General features: G+C 61.0%; 15 protein-coding genes and 1 other RNA gene. 13 read left to right on the top strand and 3 right to left on the bottom strand.

The genetic code is table 11. The features are described 5' to 3' along the window. Positions 1–35: 35 nt before the first annotated feature. A complete protein-coding gene (locus HF327_RS06240) occupies positions 36–200 on the top strand; it encodes a hypothetical protein (protein WP_236024067.1) in 165 nt (54 codons plus the stop codon). On the opposite strand, the gene HF327_RS06235 is transcribed toward HF327_RS06240, so the two are convergent. Then, the gene (locus HF327_RS06235) at positions 184–1,101 is read right to left on the bottom strand and encodes a DMT family transporter (protein WP_169107421.1); all 918 of its coding nucleotides are present in this window, start codon (positions 1,099–1,101) and stop codon (positions 184–186) included. The genes HF327_RS06240 and HF327_RS06235 overlap by 17 nt on opposite strands. 91 nt (positions 1,102–1,192) lie before the next feature. Between HF327_RS06235 and HF327_RS06230 the strand changes: the two genes are divergently transcribed. After that, positions 1,193–2,005 (top strand): AraC family transcriptional regulator, encoded by an 813-nt coding sequence (locus tag HF327_RS06230; RefSeq protein ID WP_169107420.1) that lies wholly within the window; start codon positions 1,193–1,195, stop codon positions 2,003–2,005. A gap of 21 nt (positions 2,006–2,026) precedes the next feature. After that, positions 2,027–2,387: RNase P RNA component class A (gene rnpB / locus HF327_RS06225), an RNA gene on the top strand. 74 nt (positions 2,388–2,461) lie between these two features. Here the strand turns inward: rnpB and HF327_RS06220 are convergent. Both HF327_RS06220 and HF327_RS06215 read right to left on the bottom strand, forming a co-directional pair. Then, complete coding sequence (locus tag HF327_RS06220) at positions 2,462–3,232, bottom strand: pseudouridine synthase (RefSeq protein ID WP_169107419.1); 771 nt, start codon at positions 3,230–3,232, stop codon at positions 2,462–2,464. A gap of 63 nt (positions 3,233–3,295) precedes the next feature. Further along, positions 3,296–4,984 (bottom strand): MBL fold metallo-hydrolase, encoded by a 1,689-nt coding sequence (locus tag HF327_RS06215; RefSeq protein ID WP_169107418.1) that lies wholly within the window; start codon positions 4,982–4,984, stop codon positions 3,296–3,298. Positions 4,985–5,143: 159 nt separating this feature from the next. Here HF327_RS06215 and HF327_RS06210 point away from each other — a divergent pair, with 159 nt between their 5' ends. The 10 genes from HF327_RS06210 to HF327_RS06165 all read left to right on the top strand — a co-directional run bounded on the left by HF327_RS06210 (position 5,144) and on the right by HF327_RS06165 (position 16,558). Further along, positions 5,144–5,926 (top strand): crotonase/enoyl-CoA hydratase family protein, encoded by a 783-nt coding sequence (locus tag HF327_RS06210; RefSeq protein WP_169107417.1) that lies wholly within the window; start codon positions 5,144–5,146, stop codon positions 5,924–5,926. Positions 5,927–5,966: 40 nt separating this feature from the next. Then, on the top strand, positions 5,967–7,883 hold the full coding sequence (locus tag HF327_RS06205) for a feruloyl-CoA synthase (RefSeq protein WP_169107416.1): 1,917 nt from the start codon (positions 5,967–5,969) through the stop codon (positions 7,881–7,883). A 60-nt stretch (positions 7,884–7,943) separates the two neighbouring features. Continuing rightward, the gene (locus HF327_RS06200) at positions 7,944–8,711 is read left to right on the top strand and encodes an SDR family NAD(P)-dependent oxidoreductase (protein ID WP_169107415.1); all 768 of its coding nucleotides are present in this window, start codon (positions 7,944–7,946) and stop codon (positions 8,709–8,711) included. Positions 8,712–8,863: 152 nt separating this feature from the next. Continuing rightward, complete coding sequence (locus tag HF327_RS06195) at positions 8,864–9,871, top strand: Bug family tripartite tricarboxylate transporter substrate binding protein (protein ID WP_099735698.1); 1,008 nt, start codon at positions 8,864–8,866, stop codon at positions 9,869–9,871. A 151-nt stretch (positions 9,872–10,022) separates the two neighbouring features. Continuing rightward, the gene (locus tag HF327_RS06190; protein ID WP_169107414.1) at positions 10,023–11,786 is read left to right on the top strand and encodes an acyl-CoA dehydrogenase family protein; all 1,764 of its coding nucleotides are present in this window, start codon (positions 10,023–10,025) and stop codon (positions 11,784–11,786) included. Positions 11,787–11,903: 117 nt separating this feature from the next. Beyond that, positions 11,904–12,479 carry a MarR family winged helix-turn-helix transcriptional regulator gene (locus tag HF327_RS06185; RefSeq protein ID WP_169107413.1) on the top strand — a complete coding sequence of 192 codons (576 nt, stop codon included), beginning with the start codon at positions 11,904–11,906 and terminating at the stop codon, positions 12,477–12,479. A 50-nt stretch (positions 12,480–12,529) separates the two neighbouring features. Next, positions 12,530–13,408, top strand: coding sequence for a diaminopimelate epimerase (dapF, locus tag HF327_RS06180; protein WP_169107508.1), 879 nt, complete (start codon positions 12,530–12,532; stop codon positions 13,406–13,408). Next, a complete protein-coding gene (locus HF327_RS06175; protein ID WP_169107412.1) occupies positions 13,405–14,118 on the top strand; it encodes a DUF484 family protein in 714 nt (237 codons plus the stop codon). Before dapF ends, HF327_RS06175 begins: the two co-directional genes overlap by 4 nt. 27 nt (positions 14,119–14,145) lie before the next feature. Then, the gene (locus HF327_RS06170) at positions 14,146–15,204 is read left to right on the top strand and encodes a tyrosine recombinase XerC (protein ID WP_169107411.1); all 1,059 of its coding nucleotides are present in this window, start codon (positions 14,146–14,148) and stop codon (positions 15,202–15,204) included. Between the two features lie 211 nt (positions 15,205–15,415). After that, on the top strand, positions 15,416–16,558 hold the full coding sequence (locus tag HF327_RS06165) for a CobW family GTP-binding protein (RefSeq protein ID WP_169107410.1): 1,143 nt from the start codon (positions 15,416–15,418) through the stop codon (positions 16,556–16,558). Positions 16,559–16,671: the final 113 nt, after the last annotated feature.

Below are 16,671 nucleotides of genomic sequence, written 5' to 3'. Positions count from 1 at the left end.
CAATGGGGTTGAGCTGTTTCTCGGAGGGTGCTTTCATGCTTTCTTTCAATGCAATCTTGATGGCGCTGGCTGCCAGTTGCACCACGTTGCTGGTGGGCTTTTCATGGCGTGAGCAGCGCTGGGCACCCTGGTTGATGCTGGCTGCCGTGGTGGCGCTGCTCTCGCTGATGAGCTACTCCATCGTCAAGTTGCTGAGCTAGACGTAGCCTGATCCGCCGATTTTCGGGCGTGCAGCGGTGTTTTCCATAGCTCGGCCAGCAGCAGTCCGGCAACCGTCATGACACCGCCCACGGCGTGGTACAGCGCCAGTGGTTCATGGAGCGTGGCAAAAGCGACGATGGCGGTGAATACCGGAATCAGGTTGAAAAACATGCTGGAGCGGCTGGGGCCCAGCGCGTTGATTGCCTTCATCCACAACAGCGGCGCTGCGATGGAGGCCATGATGCCGGCAAAGGCGACCAGTCCCATATTGCTGGCGTTGAGCCCCGTCTTGGGTGACAACAGGTACAGCGGAAACTGCACCACCACCGCTACCAGAATTTGCAGATACAGCAACTGCACCGTTTTGAGCGCAGGCATGGGCCAGCGCTTGAGCAAAATGTTGTAGATGGCATAGGCCAGCATGGCCAGCAGCATCATGGCGTCGCCCAGGTTCAGGCCTTCAGATGCCAGATGCGCAAGATTGCCTGACGACACCACCAACGCGACTCCCAAAATAGCCAGCAGCGAACCCCAGACCCCGCCGCGCGTCAGCGGCTGCCCCAGCAGAAACACGGCCAAAGCCAGCACCAGCATGGGTGTGAGCGAGCCGATGATGCCCATATGCGTGGCGGTGGTGTAGTGGGCCGCGTAATACGCCAGACTTTGGTAAATCACCATGCCCAGCACACCCAGCACCGTGATGCGGGGCAGCAGCGGCTTGATGACGGCGCGCAGGCGCCAGATGCCTGGAAGCACAAACGGGGTGAACAGCAGGGCGGCCACCAGCCAGCGGAAAAAACCAATTTCCGACGCGCTGATGCTGCCCGCCGCCATTTTGCTGACGACGGTGTTGACCGACCAGATCAGCACCGCGCCCAGCGGTAATAGGTATGCACCCATGAAGACTCCTTGATGGGTCTATCATGCGACTGACGTATTTAAAGTGCATTCCTGATTTCAGACAAACCATAGCGCAAGCTGGACGAAGGCGATGAAGACCAATCAAGCCGCAGCTCAGCGCCATTCCGTTGCCATTCTGGACACGGATCAGGTGCAAGGCAGTTACTACTTTCGCTACGACGAGTTTGGCGCGCACAGCGAGGCACCGCCGCATTCGCACCGCTGGGGGCATTTGAACTATGCCTCGCATGGCAGCCTGAGCATGGAGGTGCCTGCGGGCCGCATTCTCTGTCCGCCGCAGCATGGGGTGTGGATTCCGCCCGGCGTGGTGCACAGCTGCTATCTGCAGCATGCGGTGCAGTACCGCTCCGTCTACCTGGCCCCTGAGCTGTGCGAATCTTTGCCGCAGCTGGCGGGCTGCATGCGGATGGGGCCTATTGTCAAAGCCATCCTGCTGGACTTTGGCCTGCGCGGTGTGCAGACGCCAACCACCGCAGCAGATCTCAGGCTGGCGCAGGCGGTGCATGACCAGCTATGCGCCACGCCGCTGGAGCTGAGTTTTCTGCCCATGGCCCAGCACCCGTCGCTGGTGCAGGTGCTGGACGCAATGCAGGCCGGTCCGGGTGACCACCGCAGTCTGGCCGAGTGGGCCGAGACCGTGCACATGACCGAGCGCACGCTGGCCCGCCACTGCCAGCGCGAGCTGGGCATGAGCTTGGGTGAGTGGCGCCAGCGCATGCGCTACCTTTGCGCGATAGATGCGCTGGAGGCTGGCCACACCGTGCAACGCATCGCCTACGACCTGGGTTACAGCACGCCTTCGGCCTTTATTGCCATGTTTCAGCGTGAATCAGGCCTGCCGCCCGAGCAGTTTCGGCGCGAGTTCAGTGCAAGCTCTTTGTGAACGCGAGATAATGCCACCCGTGAAGTGCGCCAGACCGCCGCTGGTACTAGCCGAAAGGCCAACGCTTGCGTTGGGTCGAAAGACCGTACTGGAGGAACGTCCGGACTGCATAGGGCGGCGTAGCAGCTAACAGCTGTCCATCGTGAGGTGAGGATCAGAGCAACAGAGACGAGTCCCGGGGGCGTGCCGCAAGGTAGACCACCGGGGGTGAAACGGGCAATCTCTACGCGCAGCAATACCAAGTAGGCACACGTTGACGGGGCCCCCGGAGTGTGCGGGTAGGTAGCACCGAGCTGTCAGGCGACTGGCAGCCAAGATTAATGGCGGTCACATGGCGGGCAACCGTTGTGCACAGAATCCGGCTTATCGGCGCACTTCACACTTATTCCCAACAAAAAGAGCTTCCAGTGCTTACGTATAAAGCGCTGGAAGCTCTTTTTTTGATAGTGGGCTGGCTTAGAAGCGTTCCCACGGCATCAGGTAGCGCCACTGCCCTTCTGGCACCTTGCCCAAAGACACGCGGCCAATGCGCAGGCGGCGCATGCTGGTCACGCTCAGGCCAATGGCGTCGCACATCTTTTCGATCTCTTCAGGCGCAATGCCCTTGAGTGCAAAGCGCAGATGGCCTTCGTTCTGCCAGCTCACATGGCAGGGGGGCATACGGCGGTGACCGTTGCCGCCGGGGATAGGCAGGCCCTCGTAGAGAATTTCCAGACCATCTTCAATGATCTGGCCTTCCACGCCGACGATGATTTCCTGCTCCAGCCATTGACCTTCTTCAGCCAGCTTGCGGATGATGCGCTTGTCTTGCGTATAGACAATCAGGCCGCTGGCGGGCAGAGGAATCGTGAGGAACGACTCCAGGTTTTTGAAGTGATGGTCCAGCACCAGCTGGGGCATGGGCGTGTCCAGCTGGGCTTTGGTGGCTTCGCCCAGCAGCGAATGCGCGCTACGTACGCGACCATAGGCCTTGCCTTGCGTCATGCCCGAAGGCTTGTTCATCAGAATGGTGACGGGGGGCAGCGCCTCGGGTTTGGCGCCGGCGCGCACGGTCACGACCTGTTCGGGGCTGACGCGTGTCTCAGGCACTTGCACGACTTTGCCATCGACCTGGACATTGCCCGCCTCGATATGCAGTTCGGCCTCGCGACGCGAGCATTTTTCTTGCTCCGCCACGCGTTTGGCGAGGCGGATGCTTTGTTGTTGTTCAGGCAGGGATTCAGACATGGCGATAGCTTAATGCCACGGCCATGTCCTAGTTGTCCACAGGTCTAGGAGGCGGTTGCTGGCTTATCTGCCCAGACAGAGCTTCTGAATCCGCTCCACATGGGCCAGCAGGGACTGCTGAGCCACGGGCCACAGAGCGGGCGGCGTGTCGGCATAGGCAATGGCCACCCATTCTTGAATGCTGCCGTCGGGCTTGGTGCGCATGGCGTTGTGCACCTTGGACTCGCGCGCCAGTCGGTGGGCCTTGAGCTTGGTGATTTGATGGCGCGCAAAGCCCAGCACATAGCCGTGGGCGGGCAGGATGTAGCGAATGCTGCGCTCGAGGCACAGCGCGTGCAGCTTATCCAGCGAAGCCAAGTAATCAATCATGTTGCCGTCTGGCGGACTGATCACGGTGGTGCTGCCGTTCAAGATGTGGTCGCCGCTGAACAGCAGCGCATCCTCTTCCAGCAAAAAACACAGGTGGTTGGCCGCATGGCCGGGCGTGAAGATGGCTTGCAGTGTATGCGTAACTTCGCCGTCTGGCCCTTGTCCAGTCAGCGTAATGCGCTCTCCATCACTCAGCGAAACATCGGGTTTGAAACGGCTATTGGCCCGCGCCGTGGGGGCTGATGCCATGCCCATGACGGGGGGCTTGCCCTGACCTGAGTGCTCTACCAAGGCCTGCAGCGGCGCGGCACCGGGCGAGTGGTCGGGGTGGGAGTGGGTGCAGACGATGAAGCGAATATCGCCCCCCGTGGCCACATGAATGCGTTGCAGGTGCACGGGCTCGTTGGGGCCAGGGTCGATGACGATGTAGCCGCTGCTGGCATCACCCACCAGATAGGTGTTGGTGCCGGGGCCGCTCATCATGCCGGGGTTGGGGGCCGTCAGGCGCATCAGGTTTTTACGCAGCGGCACGGCCTTTTCGTTCTGCCAGTCCAGGTGATGAATACCGTGGCCGTCGGGCAGCACCATTTCCAGCTCGCCATAGGCCATGTCGGTTTCGGCGTGGCGCGTATCTTTGCCCTGCAGGTGGCCGCCGCGCGGGCAGGCCTGCCACAGTGGTTTTTCGCCTTGCAGTGTGTTGATGAGCGCTTGCGTGTCAGGCAGAACAGAGATTCGCTCCAGCGTACGCAGGGTGGGGAAGAGGATGAACAGCTTTTTCTCTTGAAAGCGCTCCACCGCATCTTGTGGGCGAATCCAGGTGGGCTCGAACTGCTCGGTTTCATCGGCCACCGGTGTTTGCCCTTCAGGCATACGCGCTACAAAAAACGGGACGTTGAAGCGCTTTGGCAGGTCAAAAGGCGCTGTCCAGTTCGCCAGGTACCAGAGCTGATCGACGGCCAGCGTCCAGCCGCGCTTGCGGCATTGCTCATACAGCGATGCATGGCGGTCCAGCTGCTGCACCTGTGCGGGGGGAACGGGCTGGCCCGTTTCGTCATAGGCCAGCAAGATGCCCAGCTCTTCAAACGTCTCGCGAATGCCGGCCAGAGCCTGCGTGATGCGTTCATCGCCACCTACCTCAACCATGCTGGGGCGCATGCGAGCCAGCGCGTGGTTGGCCGGGTCGGCATCCTGATCTTCCAGTCCGCCGCCGGGGAATACATAGGCATTGGCAAAAATTCCTTGGTCGGCGCGCCTTGTCATCAGTACTTCAAAGCCATCGGCACCATCACGCAACAGCAGGATAGTAGAGGCCTCGCGTGCGGGCACCGGATCGCGCTGGGGCTGAAGAAGCTGACTGGGGCGGGGCTGGCTGGGTGGGGTCATGAGTTGAATTATGCGAAATGCGCTGTGCCATTGGATGCCATATCTGGACTAGTTGCGTCGCTGCTGCGCGTCAAATCGGGGAAAGCACTGAGAGCAAACCGTGTTCAGTTGCTTGCATTTGATTATTGTAAATAACAATAATGAATCAAAGGAATGGTTATGACTCATAAAGAAATTGCAGTGGAATTTCGGGGTGAAGCGCAGCAGGTGGCGGTCATTCGCCTGATGCGCTCCGCCAAGCGCAATGCTTTGTCGGATGGGCTGGTGCTGGGGTTGCGCGATATCTTCATGAACCTGCCCGCCAGCGTACGCGCAGCGGTGGTGGATGGTGACGGCCCGCACTTTTGCGCGGGGCTGGACCTGAGCGAGCTGGGCGAGCGTGATGCCTCGCAGGGCGTTCTGCATTCGCGTATGTGGCATGAAGCCCTGCGCCAGGTGCAGTTTGGCGCCGTGCCCGTTGTGGCGGCCTTGCATGGTGCGGTGGTGGGCGGAGGGCTGGAGCTGGCCAGTGCCTGCCATATTCGCGTGGCAGACAGCAGCACGTTTTATGCATTGCCTGAGGGCTCGCGCGGCATCTTTGTCGGCGGTGGCGGCTCGGTGCGCATTCCGCGGCTGATTGGCGCGGCGCGTATGGCAGACATGATGTTTACCGGCCGCGTTTACAAGGCTGAGGAGGGCGAGCGCATTGGCCTGTCGCAATACCTGGTGCCTGAAGGTCAGGCGCTGGATAAGGCGGTGGAGCTGGCGTTGCGCATTGCCGAAAACGCCCCCATGACCAATTACGCGCTGGTGCATGCGCTGCCCCGCATTGCCGAGCAGCCGTCAGACCAAGGCCTGATGACCGAAGCGCTGATGGCCGCCGTGGCACAAAGCGCACCTGAAGCCAAATTCCGCTTGCAGGAATTCCTGTCCGGGCGAGCCGCCAAGGTCAGCACAGACTGAAAACCTGGCGCATCACAATCAAATGGTGGAGACAAAAACCATGCAAGAGACAAGTACAGCCATGCAGGCCAACAGCCGCAGACAAGAGGTGCAGAAAGAGGGTCAAAGCCCCAAGTACCGTGCGCTGGAGTTTGGCGTGTGCAGCCTCAAAGTCGATGAGAGAAGTGACGGCACGAGCTATGCCCGGGCCGATCAGGAACTGGCCCCGTATGCCAAACGCATGACGGACCGGTTGGTGCACTGGGCACAGGCCACCCCCGATCACACTTTTATCGCCCAGCGTGAGCGCCTGGCCGATGGCGGTACGGGTGACTGGAAACACATTAGCTATGCGCAGACGCTGGCCGCTGCGCGCAGCATTGCGCAGGCGCTGATGGATCGAAAGCTGTCGGCAGAACGCCCGGTCATCATCCTCAGCGAAAACGATCTGGACCATGCCATGCTGGCCATGGGCTGCTTGTATGCGGGCGTGCCGTACTGCTCGGCTTCCACCGCGTACTCGCTGGTCAGCACCGATTACGCCAAGCTCCGCCATGTGGTGAACACGCTCACCCCTGGCCTGATCTTTGCCAGTGATGCCCTGCGTTATGACAAGGCCGTGAAGGCTGTGCTGCCCGAGGGCTGTGAAGTGGTCTATGGCAAGCCTGCTGTGGATGCCCAGCCGCACACCTTGTTTGCCGAGCTGGTGGCGACGCAGGCAACCCCTGCTGTTGAAGCTGCCATGCAGGCAACAGGGCCAGAAACGATCACCAAATTCCTGTTCACCTCGGGCTCGACCAAGCTGCCCAAGGCGGTCATCAATACCCACGGCATGTGGTGCGCCAACCAGCAGCAAATTGCCCAGACCATGCCCGATATGGTCAAGGGTCCTCCCGTGCTGGTGGACTGGTTGCCGTGGAATCACACGTTTGGCGGCAACAAAAACATGGGCATGACGCTCTACCACGGCGGCACGCTCTATATCGACGAAGGCAAGCCCACGGCGGCAGGCATTGGTGAGACGCTGCGCAATCTGCGCGAGATATCGCCCACGGCTTACTTCAATGTGCCCACCGGTTTTGAATACATTGCCGGTGCGATGGAGGACGATGCCGTGCTGCGTCGCAGCCTGCTCAAGCGCTTGAGCATGTTTTATTACGCCGGTGCGTCGCTGGCACAGCCCGTGTGGGACAGCCTGTACCGCACGCAGGAAAAAGAACTGGGCCACCGCGTGGTCATGGGCACGGGGCTGGGCATGACGGAATCATCGCCGTCGGCACTGTTTGTGAACCGGGCCGATGTGCGTTCCGGCGATCTGGGCGTGCCCGTGCCGGGGCTGGAGCTCAAGCTGGCTCCTGCGGCGGGCAAGCTGGAGGTGCGCTACCGCGGCCCCAATGTCACGCCCGGCTACTGGCGTGCGCCAGAGGCTACAGCCGAGGCATTTGATGAAGAAGGGTTCTTCCGCACCGGTGACGCCGTGCAGTGGCGCGACCCGCAAGACCACCATCAGGGCCTGCGCTTTGATGGCCGCATTGCCGAGGACTTCAAGCTGGCTACTGGCACCTTTGTGAATGTGGGTCCGCTGCGAGCCAAGGTCATTCATGCTGGCGCGCCCTATATCCAGGATGTGGTGGTGACCGGGCTTGACCGCAAAGAGGTGGGCGCCATCATCTTCGGCACCCCGGCCTGTGCCGCACTGAGCGGACTGGAGGCCGGTGCCACGCAAGAGCAAATCATGCACAGCGCACCCGTGCAGCAGCACCTGCAGACCGTGCTCAACCAGCTGGCGCAAACCGCGACCGGCAGTGCCAGCCGCATTGCGCGTGCCGTGGCCGCTACGCGTGCGCCATCGCTGGACCTGGGTGAAGTCACAGACAAAGGCTCCATCAACCAGCGCGCCGTGCTCCAGCACCGTGCCGATGTGGTGGCGGGTTTGTATGACGAGACTCTGGCCCTGATCTTGAAGCCGAATATTTAAGCCAAATCAGGCTTAAACCCAATAGCAGAAAGCGCGAGAAGCTTTTAAAAGGATAGTGAAATGCAAGTTCAAGATCAGATTGCCATCGTCACTGGCGCAGCCTCGGGGCTTGGGGAAGCCACCGCCCGGGCTCTGGCTGCGGCCGGGGCCAAAGTCGCAGTGCTGGACCGCCAGCTGGACAAAGCCAAGGCCGTGGCGGCCGAGATTGGCGGCTTGGCACTGGAGTGCGATATCTGCGATACGGCCAGCGTGATGGCGGCGCTTGATCAGATCAAGGCGCATTGGGGTGCAGATGCCCGAATTTTGATGAACGTCGCGGGCATTGGCACGGCCAAGCGTGTGATTGGTCGTGATGGAGAGCCAGCGCCGCTGGAGGACTTTGAGCGCGTCATTCGCGTCAACCTGATTGGCAGCTACAACATGACGCGCCTGTTTGCTGCGCGCTGCGCCAAGCTGGCCGCACTGGACGACGGTGCGCGCGGCGTGATTCTCTACACCGCATCCGTCGCGGCCTTTGATGGGCAGGTAGGCCAGCAGGCGTACAGCGCATCCAAGGGCGGACTGGTCGGCATGACGCTGCCCATGGCACGTGATCTGGCTCAGCATGGCATTCGCGTCTGCACCGTGGCCCCCGGTTTGTTTGCCACGCCGCTGATGCAGGAATTGCCCGAGGCGGTGCAGCAGTCGCTGGCGGCATCCATTCCCTTCCCGTCGCGCCTTGGCAAGCCTGCGGAGTTCGCGGATTTGGCCGTGCACATCGTGCACAACGATCATCTCAACGGTGAGGTGATTCGCCTCGATGGTGCGCTGCGCATGGCACCGAGGTAACGAATCCCCCGAAGCGCTGCGCGCTTTCCCTCAAAAGGATGACACCATTGCTGAGCACTGTTCTGGCTTGGTGCCTCATGAGAGCCAGCGCGGTGCCCGATATCGATTTCACAGGAACGAAGATTCCGTTTATTTCTAATAGGAGACAAACTATGCAAGATCGTCGCAATTTCGTCAAAAGTCTGAGTGCTGGCGCTGCGCTGGCCGCGTTCGGCGGTATCGCCAGTCGCAGTGCTTATGCACAGGGCGGTGGCCCGCTGGAGCAAGTTCGCATTCTTTACGGCTTCCCGGCGGGCAGCGCCGGTGACTCGGTGGCACGCCGCGTGGCGGAGAAGATTGGTGGCACCAGCTATTCAAAGAATATGGGCGTGGTGGAAAACAAGCCCGGCGCAGGTGGCCGTATCGCGCTGGAAAGCCTGCGCGGCTCCGTGGGCGATGGTTCGGTGATCGTGCTCTCGCAGGTCTCAGCCTTTTCCATCTACCCCCATATTTATAGCAAGCTCCCCTATCAGGCAAAGGACTTCGAGCCGATTTCGATTGGCGCCATCATGCACCACGGTCTGGCCGTCGGCCCGGCAGTGCCTGCCGAGGTCAAGACGCTGAAAGACTTTCTGGCGTGGAGCAAGAACAACCCCGACAAGGCCAGTTTTGGTAGCCCCGGTGCCGGCACTCAACCCCACCTGATTGGCGCGTTGCTCAGCCTGCGCTCCGGCGTCAAGCTCAGCCATGTGCCTTATCGCGGAACGGCCCCTGCGGTGTCCGACCTGGCGGGTGGCCAGATTGCGGCCGTCATGGGCCCCAGTGGCGATTTCTTGAGCTATTACAAGGCTGGAAAGCTGCGCGTGCTGGCCACCAGCGGTCAGCAGCGCAACCCCTATCTGCCCAATGTGCCTACGTTTGCAGAGCAGGGCTTTAGCGACCTGATCGCCGAAGAGTGGTTTGGCTTCTATGCGAATGCCAAGACGCCTGCCGATGTGCGCCAGCGTGCGCATGCCGCCATCACGGCGGCACTCAAGAGCGATGCACTCAAGGACAGCGTGGGCGTGGTGGGGCTGATTGCGACCAGCTCTACGCCTGAGGAAATGGCCCGCTCGCAGCAGGCTGAGTTTGATCGCTGGGGGCCGCTGGTCAAGCAGATCGGCTTCACGGCGGATTCTTAACTCCCCCTGCGCGGCTGCGCCGCTTCCCCCCAAAGGGGGACGGCGCCATCGCCGCGAGGCGGCTCTTGCTGGGCGCCTCTGGTTTTCGGGACTGCACTTCTTGCGGAGTCCGTTTTCTGTTCAGTTTTTGCTGCTTTGCAGCTGGTTTTTTATGTCTTATTTGCCCGCCAGCGCTGATAACGCGTTTCTTCTTTTTGATGTGCTCAAGGCTGATGAGCAGTTGCAGCGCCTGCCGGCCCATGCGGGTACGGATCAGGCTTTGATGCAGCAGGTGCTGGATGAGGCTGGCAAATGGGTGGGCGATGTGGTGGCCCCCTTGTCGCGCAGTGGTGATGAAGCCGGTGCGCAGTTTGAGGCGGGTCGTGTGACCACGCCGCCGGGCTTTGCCAGTGCGTATCAGGACTTCTGGCAGGCCGGCTGGCCTGCGCTGGCCTGTGCGCAAGAAGATGGTGGGCAGGGTCTGCCATGGGTGCTGGAGGGCGTGCTTTATGAATGGCTGAGCGCTGCCAATCACGGCTGGACCATGGCACCGGGTCTGCTGCATGGGGCATATGAATGCCTCAAGCACCATGGCAGCGATGCGTTGAAAGCGGCTTATCTGTCAAAAATCGCCAGCGGTGAATGGCTGGCCACCATGTGCCTGACGGAAGCGCATGCCGGTAGCGATCTGGGGCTGGCGCGCACGCAGGCTGTACTTGCCGGTGATTCGTCGCTGGGTGAGCGTTTCACCATCAGCGGTGGCAAGATTTTTATTTCGGGCGGCGAGCATGACCTGACCGACAACATTGTTCATCTGGTGCTGGCACGCTTGCCCGGTGCGCCTGCGGGCCCCAAAGGGCTGTCGCTGTTTCTGGTGCCCAAGGTGCTGCCTGATGGTGAGCGCAACGCCGTGGTCTGCGAGCGTATTGAAGAAAAGATGGGCTTGCACGGCAGCCCCACCTGTGTGATGCGCTTTGACGCTGCCACCGGTTGGCGGATTGGTCAGCCTGGCGCAGGCCTGAACGCCATGTTTGTGATGATGAATGCCGCCCGCCTGCATGTGGCGCTGCAAGGCATGGGTCTGCTGGATGCGGCATGGCAAAAAGCCCATGCCTATGCGCTGGAGCGCCGCCAGATGCGCGCGCCCGGCACGGTGCCGGCCTCGCGCGGCGCGGGTGATGCGGCGGATTTGATCATTGAGCACCCGACCATTGCCCGAACGCTGGATGTGCAGCGCGCATGGGTGGACGGCGGGCGCGTGCTGGCCTATCAGACCGGCGTCTACCTCGATGTCGCACGCCATGCCGAAAGCGCCAAGGAGCGCGAGCAGGCCCAGCAGTGGTGCAGTCTGATGACGCCTGTGCTCAAGGCTGCGTGGACGCAGCAGGCGTTCGAAGGTGCAAGCGCCTGTCTGCAGGTTTTTGGCGGCCACGGCTATATCCGTGAATGGGGCATTGAACAGATCGTGCGCGACTCTCGCGTGGCCATGATTTATGAGGGCACGAACGAGATTCAGGCGATTGACCTGCTGGTGCGCAAGGTGCTGCCTGATGGTGGGCAGGCCATGGGTCAGTGGCTTTTGTTTTTACGCAAGTCGCTGGATGCCGGTCGCCCGCTGGATGCCGAGGTTTTGCGCGGCTTGGCGCAGTTGCGCTACTTCACCACCGTGCTGGCGCAGGCCTGCAAGGAAGACGACACCCTGGCTTGGCGCGTGGCCGATGACTACCTGCGCTGCGTGGCCGTGCTGTTGCTGGGCTGGGCCTGGGCACGTATTGCCGCGACGGAAGGTACCGACGGTGAGCGCTGGCAAGGTCCGCTCATGCAGGTGCAGCAGCGAATCCTGCCTGAAATGGACTGGCGCATGAGTCTGATGAAATCGCAGTGGGCGCAGGCTTCTGTGGTGCACGGCAACCAGCTGTATGCCGCGGCCAATTGACTAAATATGCCTGCAAGATGTCCCTAAAACCGGCAAAATTATGGACTTTTCATCGCATTCCTTGGGCTGCTAGGTCCTTGACTGCTTGCTCTCTTGCTACAGAATTTGACTCGTCCAATGCTCGCTCACAAGACTGCCGAAACCCCTGTTAAAAAAACTGCCTCAAAGCCTGCTCGCGCTGTGCGTAGCGCTCTCAGCAAGGCTGAGGACTCTGGTGCTGCAAGCCCGGAGCAGGGGGGCAGTGAGGCGGTCGAAGTGTTTGCGGTGGATAGGGTGGACGCCAGCTTTCTCGAGTCACTGCTGGGCTACAACGCGCGCCGTGCATCGCTGTCGCTGGTAGGCGTCTTTGTTGAGAGCATGGAGCGCTTTGATCTCAAGATTGTGGAGTTCTCCGTGCTGTCGCTGATCGGCAGCAACGCGGGCATCACTTCGCGCCAGCTTTGTCAGCAACTGGCGGTGCTGCCGCCCAATATGGTGGGCATGATTGACGCTCTGGGTAAACGCGGTTTTCTGGAGCGTCGCCCACACCCGCGCGACGGCCGTGCCACGGGCCTGTATCTGAGCGCTGCGGGGCGTGAGCTGGTCGATGCCGCCGAGCCAGAACTTAAGAGCCGCGAGGCGCAATCCATCGCTCATTTGAGCGAAATGGAGCAGGCGCAGCTCAGAGAGCTGTTGCAAAAGCTGTACCGCTGAGGTTGTCCGATGGCGCAGACCGCGTGCCCGGCGCGATAATGCCCAGCATCATGCAGATTCGCTTCACCAAGATGCAAGGCGCGGGCAACGACTTTGTCGTGCTCGACGAAACCCAGGCTCGCCTGGGCCTGAACGCAGCCCAATACCGTTATCTGGCTAATCGCCACTTTGGCGTGGGTGCCGACCAGATTCTGACCGTCCGCCCCGCCCCGGCAGAGGGCGTGGATTTTGAATACGTCATTCACAACGCCGACGGCGGCGAGGTGGAGCAGTGCGGTAATGGCGCGCGCTGCTTTGCCCGCTATGTACATGACAAGGGGCTGACCGATAAAAGCGTGATTCGTGTGCAGACGTTGTCGGGCATCATCGCTCCCGAAATTCACAGCAACGGCCGCGTGACCGTGGATATGGGCGCGCCGCAGCTCGACCCCGCCAAGGTGCCTTTCACGACCGAAGGCCTGCAGTCCGAGGTACTGGGTTCTGTACAAAAATGGCCTCTGGCGCTTGATGTGAATGGTCAAGCAGCTACTGTTTGGATAGCGCCGGTCTCCATGGGTAACCCCCACGCCGTGCAACGGGTCGACGATGTGAACACCGCGCTGGTCGAGGTGCATGGGCCGCTGATCGAGCGCCACGCCCGTTTTCCGCAGCGTGTGAATGCGGGCTTCATGCAGATCATCAACCGCAGTGCCGTCAATCTGCGCGTCTATGAGCGCGGCTCAGGCGAGACGCTGGCCTGCGGCACCGGTGCCTGTGCGGCCGTCGTGGCAGGCATTGGCTGGGGGCTGCTGGACAGCCGCGTGGATGTGCATACCCGTGGTGGTCTGCTGACCATTGAGTGGGTGGGTGGGGCGCAGGACCGTGTGCGCATGACCGGCCCCGCCGAGTTTGTTTTTGAAGGCCAGATCGACATACCCGATACGTTATGAACAGCTTGACCGACATTGCAGTGACCGAAGAGTCCATTACCGACTATCTTCAGCAGAACCCCGAATTCTTCGAGCGCCATGCCGAAATGCTGACGGGCGTACGCTTGATCAGCGGCCATGGCCCGCGTGCCGTGAGCCTGCAAGAGCGCCAGGCGGAGATGCTGCGCGAAAAGATCAAGGGGCTGGAGCACCGCATCATGGACATGGTGCGCCACGGCAGCGAGAACGCGAGCATCGCCAACAAGATTCATCAGTGGACGCATGCCCTGGTCAAGGTGCAGGACCTGCGCGAGCTGCCCCATGCGCTCACCGCCAGCCTGCAGCATATTTTTGAGATACCCCAGGTGGCGCTGCGCCTGTGGAATGTGGCGGGCGCGCACGGCGGTACGGTCTACACCATGGGCGTCAGCGATGATGCCAAGGCCTTTGCCGCATCGCTGACCATGCCGTTCTGCGGCCCCAATATGGGCTTTGAGCCAGTGAACTGGCTGCCCAACCCCAATGCTGTGCAGTCCGTGGCACTGCTGACCTTGCACGATGGTGCGATGGACAGCACCTCCAACGCTTTTGGCATGCTGGTGCTGGGCTCGCCCGATCCGCTGCGTTTTGACGCGACCATGGGTCTTGAATTCCTCGCGCGGATTTCCGAGCTGACCAGTGCATCGCTTTCGCGCATGCGCCTGCCTGCGTTGACGCTGGCTCACGGCTAACTCCGGCGAAACGAGCCGTAACCCTTGATGCAAGAGCGCGAGAAGCTCTCTTTTGAGGAGCAATACGCGCAGCTGCCGGACCTTGTCCACAGCTACCTTGAGCATGTGCGGGTGCAAAAGCGCCTGGCGCACCGCACGCACACGCTTTACGCGCTGGATTTAATCAAGCTGCAAGACTTTGCGCAGGTGGTCAACCAAGAGCTGCTGGCGCTGCAGCCCATGCATATCCGCCGTTTTGCTGCGCAAATGCATAGCGCAGGCCGCAGCGCACGCGGTATTGCGCTGATTCTTTCGGGCTGGCGCAGCTTTTATCGCTGGGCGGCTCAGCAGGATCTGGTGCCCTTCAACCCCGTGGAAGGCGTGCGCGGCCCCAAGGCACCCAAACCCTTGCCCAAGGCCTTGGCTGTGGATGACGCCGTGCAACTGGCCAGCTTTCAAAACCCCGAAGCAGATCCGTGGATTGAAGCGCGTGACGCCGCGATGACCGAGCTGCTTTACAGCTGCGGCCTGCGCGTGGGCGAGCTGGTGGGGCTGGATGTCAGGCCCGATCAGACCACGCAGCAGCAAGGCCGGGGCTGGATCAATCTGGACGCGGGCGACGCCTATGTGCAGGGCAAGGGCGGCAAGCGCCGCAGCGTGCCCGTGGGGCGTATGGCGCTGCAGGCGCTGCAAAAGTGGCTGGCGCTGCGCAGCAGCGCTCTGTCAGGGGCTGCGCAGGCCAAGGCGCACACCGAAGCCGCTTTGTTCATCGGCCGCCGGGGCGAGCGGCTCAGTACCCAGTCTGTCTGGGCGCGGCTCAAGCAGCGTGGGCAGCAGGCCGGGCTGGTGTCGGGCGTGCATCCGCATGTGCTGCGCCACTCTTTTGCCAGCCATATGCTGCAGTCCAGTGGTGATCTGCGGGCCGTGCAGGAGCTGCTGGGCCACTCCAGCATTGCCACCACGCAAATCTATACGCGACTGGATTTTCAGCATCTGGCTCAGGCTTACGAAAATGCCCACCCGCGTGCGCAGCGCCAGAGTGAGGATGAAAAGCCCAAGTCACGGCGCAAGATGCCAAATGCTAGCGGCGATGAGGCTGAGGATTAATTAGTCCTGATTTGATAGCTGGTAACACAATTGGAATAAGCGCAAGAGGCCTATTTTCTTTGTATTTTTGCCCGACCCTGCTGACCGTGAGCGCTTGAAAGCGCCGCTACACTCCCCAGCTGTTTATCACCGGGGCGCGCTGTTCGAGCTGCGTCCGCGTGTTTTTTGGGCAGCGGCATGTAGCAGCTGCCTCAGCAAGAGGTTTCAACGCATGGCTCTCATTCCAGTCACTATCCTCACGGGCTTTCTGGGCTCTGGCAAAACCACGCTGCTCAAGCGCGTGCTGCACGAGTCGCACGGCATGAAGATTGCCGTGATCGAGAACGAGTTCGGCGAGGAGAACATCGACACCGACATTCTCAAGACCGAGTCCAAAGAACAGATTCTGCAGATGAGCAATGGCTGCATTTGCTGCACCATCCGCGAAGACCTGCGCGAAGCCCTGCAACTGCTGGCCGCCAAGCGCCGCAAGGGCCTGGTGGACTTTGACCGCATCGTCATTGAGACCACCGGTCTGGCTGATCCCGGCCCCGTGGCTCAGACGTTCTTCATGGATGATGAGATTGCCGAGACCTATCTGATCGACTCCATCATCACGCTGGTCGATGCCAAGCACGCCAATCAGCAACTGGACACGCGCCAGGAAGCACGCCGTCAGGTGGGTTTTGCGGACCAGATGTTCATGTCCAAGACCGATCTGGTGACAGAAGCGGAAAAAGACGCGCTGACCCACCGCCTCAAGCACATGAACCCCCGCGCGCCGATTCGCGCCGTGCACTTTGGCGATGTGCCCCTGAGCGAAGTGTTCGACCTGCGCGGCTTCAATCTGAATGCCAAGCTGGACATCGACCCCGACTTCCTCAAGGAAGACGAGCATGAACATGGACATGACCACGGTGACCACAGCGCCTGCGATCACGACCATGGCCAATGCGAGCATGACGATCACGCCCATGAGCACAAGCATGAACATGTGCATGATGAGCATTGCGGACACGACCACCATGATCATGAGCATGGCGAGCACTGCAACCACCCGCATCACCACCACTATGACGATGATGTGAAGAGCTTTGTCTACCGCGCTGAGCGCCCGTTTGACCCCGCCAAGCTGGAAGACTTCCTGGGTGCCATTGTCAATATTTATGGTCCCAAGATGCTGCGCTACAAGGGCGTTCTGGACATGAAGGGCACCAGCCGCAAGGTGATCTTCCAGGGCGTGCATCAGCTCATGGGAAGCGATCTGGGTCCCGAGTGGGAAGAGGGCGAGAAGCATGTCAGCAAGATGGTCTTCATCGGCATCGACTTGCCTCAGGACATCCTGCGCCAAGGCCTGGATCAGTGCCTGGTGTAACTGCTTGAGAGCGAGGCGGGACCAGCGGTCCGGCATTGCTGACAATGACTGACGGCCTGCATTGCAGGCCGTTTTTTTGTTTGAAATTTCTCGCAAACTGCTCTGGATATAGG

Source organism: Comamonas suwonensis (genome assembly GCF_012844455.2).
In the GTDB taxonomy this organism is placed as follows: Bacteria; Pseudomonadota; Gammaproteobacteria; order Burkholderiales; family Burkholderiaceae_C; genus Comamonas; species Comamonas suwonensis.
This window is presented reverse-complemented; position numbering and strand designations above follow the sequence as displayed.